This window comes from Corynebacterium sp. HMSC071F07 (assembly GCF_001810285.1).
Taxonomy (GTDB): domain Bacteria; phylum Actinomycetota; class Actinomycetes; order Mycobacteriales; family Mycobacteriaceae; genus Corynebacterium; species Corynebacterium simulans.
In genome coordinates this window covers 175937-179418 of the sequence record NZ_KV800712.1, presented here as the reverse complement: position 1 = coordinate 179418, position 3482 = coordinate 175937, and the positions used below count along the sequence as shown (strand labels likewise).

Annotated in this window: 4 protein-coding genes and 1 tRNA gene; 2 read left to right on the top strand and 3 right to left on the bottom strand. The window is 57.2% G+C overall.

Annotated elements, in window-relative coordinates:
* Window positions 1-613: 613 nt before the first annotated feature.
* Window positions 614-686, top strand: a tRNA-Glu gene (locus HMPREF2724_RS07645).
* Window positions 687-792: 106 nt separating this feature from the next.
* On the opposite strand, the gene HMPREF2724_RS07640 is transcribed toward HMPREF2724_RS07645, so the two are convergent.
* Both HMPREF2724_RS07640 and HMPREF2724_RS12420 read right to left on the bottom strand, forming a co-directional pair.
* Window positions 793-1425, bottom strand: coding sequence for a hypothetical protein (locus HMPREF2724_RS07640; protein ID WP_070588086.1), 633 nt, complete (start codon window positions 1423-1425; stop codon window positions 793-795).
* 104 nt (window positions 1426-1529) lie between these two features.
* Window positions 1530-1820: a hypothetical protein gene (locus HMPREF2724_RS12420; RefSeq protein ID WP_083306118.1), complete on the bottom strand. Its 291-nt coding sequence runs from the start codon at window positions 1818-1820 to the stop codon at window positions 1530-1532.
* Window positions 1821-2020: 200 nt separating this feature from the next.
* Between HMPREF2724_RS12420 and HMPREF2724_RS07630 the strand changes: the two genes are divergently transcribed.
* Window positions 2021-2824: a hypothetical protein gene (locus HMPREF2724_RS07630; RefSeq protein WP_061922194.1), complete on the top strand. Its 804-nt coding sequence runs from the start codon at window positions 2021-2023 to the stop codon at window positions 2822-2824.
* A 108-nt stretch (window positions 2825-2932) separates the two neighbouring features.
* Here the strand turns inward: HMPREF2724_RS07630 and HMPREF2724_RS07625 are convergent.
* Window positions 2933-3482: IclR family transcriptional regulator (locus HMPREF2724_RS07625; RefSeq protein WP_070588081.1), on the bottom strand; the 550-nt coding region annotated here is incomplete at its 5' end.

Sequence of the window (3482 nt, the reverse complement as noted above, 5' to 3'; positions counted from 1 at the left end):
TTAAAAATCTCGAAACACTTTCGTCGAAATTCGTCGAAGATTGTGTTTCGAGATTTTTCCTATGTTGGCGGCGCGGACCGGTCCTTGTTTACCCCATACCAGCGCGCTAAATCTCGAGCACTTTTTGTCTTAGGCTTTAGTACCAGGGGAGGGACCACTGGGAAGTTCTCCAAAGTGCTTCCGCGGCTGATATTCGGTGCCTAGACTGCAGATATAAGCAGTTACCGGATGAAAGGAGAGTAGATGGCGGATATTGAAACGCATCATTTTCACCGACGCTACTCTAACGCCTTCGACTAGGCAGCATCGCTAGAATCCACAACTTCCTTTTAAACCAACTCTCGTAGAAGTAGGAGCCTCGTGCGAATGCTGTTAGACGTTAAGCGTCATCCCGAACCCGAGTTGGCACGCTAAATTTCCAGGCTCTGTCTATCAACAGATTGCAAGCGGAATAACCACTGATTCGATCCGCGCCCAGCCTAAGAGAAAGCAAGCTGCTAACCACGCAAGAAAAGCGCCAAAGGGTTCGGGATTTTCTATTGCTAGCAGGCGATTTGTTTAATTGTTTACGCATCGTTTACTCTTATCAAGTCCGCAACGGACAGCTAAACGAGCCCCGTTCGTCTAGCGGCCTAGGACGCCGGCCTCTCACGCCGGTAACACGGGTTCAAATCCCGTACGGGGTACAAATAGAAAATCTCGAAACACTTTCCAGGTGGTTAGTGTTTCGAGATTTTTGCTTATGGTTTAAAACTCGCGCGTACCAATCGCTGGCGCTTTTGACTCAATGCCCTAGACGATGAAAATCGTGGCGTTGTTGCCGCCCTTGCAAGTGATCAGCGCGTTGTCGGCCACGGTACAGCTCATCTCGTAAGTCTTGCCGGTTACTGGGCTAGCAACGTTTAAGGAGCCGGGGATATACCCGCGCAGGTCGTCTTCGGGGCTTGGGGTGGCATTGATAAGCGCGCTGGTGGTTTCCTTGGCAAAGTCGCAGCTGGTGTTGGGGCCTGCCATGAGGAAGTTGATGCGATAACCGTCGCCCATCATGCACAGCTCGGATGGAGTGCCGTTAACCGTCCCCTTCGCTCCTGGAGCGTCTCCTGCCGGTATGCCGAGGGAGTCGATGAGCTTCTGGCGTGCGTCTTGGTCGGTGACGTGGTTGTTGGTGTTTTCCTGGCCACCACCTTGCGGGGTTGCCTGCTGTGCCACGGTTTGCGGTGCGTTGGGGTCCAGCGTGGGCTGCGGGGCATCGGGGACGGAAGCACCGTTGGTTTGCTGAAGGGCCTTTAACTCTTCAAAGCTGTTGTTGAAGCTCGGCTCAGCCGGGGAGGGTTGATTGCTCGGGGCGGGGCTGCAAGCCGCAGTAAAGCCGCCGGCGAGCGCGATGGTGGCAAGCGTTAGCGGAAGGCGTCGTGAAGCAAACATGCCCTAAGCCTAACGCGGATCGTGTGGCGTATGTTCGAAAAGATTAAAACCGTCACCTCTAAGAAAGAGGTGACGGTTGAGGTAACGATTTATCTCGCTACCGTTTAGTGGTCATCCCAGTGGCCTTCGTGGGCGGCATGGCGGTGGCCATCGTGCAGGTAGTCAACATGGTCGCCGTGGGGAACCGCAACGTGGCCGCAGCCTTCACCGTGCTGGTGGTCGTGGTCCGCATGCTCGTGATGTTCAGTGCTCTCGCACTCGTCCCAGTGGCCTTCGTGCTCACGGTGGATGTGGCCATCGTGGAGGTAGTCGGTGTGGTCGCCGTGTGGGAATGCGACGTGGCCGCAGCCCTCGCCGTGGGTGTGTGCGTGGTCTTCGTGGATGGTGTGTGTCATGGTTTCTACTCCTTGTGGGTCGTGCGGTTGCTCCGCGTTTTCAATCTGTTTCCATTAAACAGTGTTTTCATTTCGATTTCAATAAGGCGGCCAAAGTTTTTCAAAACTTTTTCTTTAGTGACGCGCGGGGTGTGGGCGAGGTATGAAAAACGCTCTCGGCACGCTATGTTAAGGAAGTGACGCAAGGGAGGAAGGGATCTATGCGACTAATGAAGGGGTTTGCTGCCGTTGCCGGCGCAACGCTTGCCCTGCTGGGCGGCCAGGCCGTGGCCCATGCCAATCCGGGGGTTGGCGTGAAGCAAGGACAGGTAATTCTTACCGCCGAAGGCACTGCTTGCACCGTGGGATATGTGGAAGGTTCGCGTGCTTGGACCTCCGCGCACTGTGGCCTTTCGGGGCAGCAGGTCTACAACGAGTATGGCCAGCACCTGGGTACCCTGCGGTGGTTTAAACCTTCCGGTGCAGCAGAACATGACTTGGCCTATGTGCAGTTTGCGGCCGGCACCCACAGCGAAGGTAACCCGCTCAGTGGCGACGGCATCAATCCGGTTCCACGTGCCGGCGAGCAGGTCTGTGTAACCGGTCGTCTCAGCGGCAATGATTGCGCGCAGGCAATCGACGGCCCGAAGGATTTCGACGGCATGCACTACGCCACGAACCTGCCCAAGGTAAACGGCGACAGCGGCTCCGGCGTGTTCATGCCGGGCCGTTCGGGCGTCGTTGGCATCTACCAGGGCGGAACCGTGGTCAGCCGCAACGGCAAGCAGGCCTCCTTTGCAAACTATGCGCGCATGCCTTATGCCAATGAATTGGCTGGCCTGCCGCACCAAGGCTTCGTGCCGCGCCGCCCTAACATCGCACCGCCGCGCAACATCGTAGAGGTGCCGGGCGTTGAGCTCCGCAAGGTGGGTGACCAAGCTGAAGGGCTGGCAACCACCAGTAGTGAGGGCTTTGGTATCGATGCGATCCGCGGCATTGCAAATAACTACGGAATCATTATCTAGGCAACCGGGTTTTGTAAGCGGCTGAGGTAGAAAGCCTGCCCTTTAAAAGAAATAAGCCGTCACCTTTTCTGAGGTGGCGGCTTATTCGAAGTTTTATAGATTCATGTCTTATAGGCGGGCAGTGAGTTTCTGCGCGGCGTCGGCAAGCAGCGGGGCGTACTTCTCGGAGGGGGAAGGGCGGAAACGCTCGGCGGAACCGGACACGGAAATTACCGCGACGAGTGTGCCGGACGGGTCGAAGACTGGTGCAGAGATGGAGGCAAGACCTGCTTCGCGCTCTTCGATGGATTCGGAGTAGCCATTGCTGCGGGCCCTTTCGACGTCCTCGACACTGAAGGTTGCGTTTTCGATATCGATATCTTCGAAGGCGGCGAAGATGCGGGCGGCCGAGCCGGAAGTAAGGGGGAGTTGGCGGCCCACGGGAACCACGTTGTGCAGGCCGGACTCGGGCTCACGGGTGGCAATGCAGGTACGAGAACTGCCCGAGAGCTGATAGAGCTGCACGGATTCGCCAGTGTCTGCGAGCAGCTTGTCCATGATGGGTCCGGCTGCTTCGATGAGATGATCCCGATTGCCGGGGAGCGCGGGCCCGGCGCCCCATTTGCCATCCGGGGTACGGGTCAAGATGCGGTGAGCCTCTAGCGCGGTGGCGAGGCGG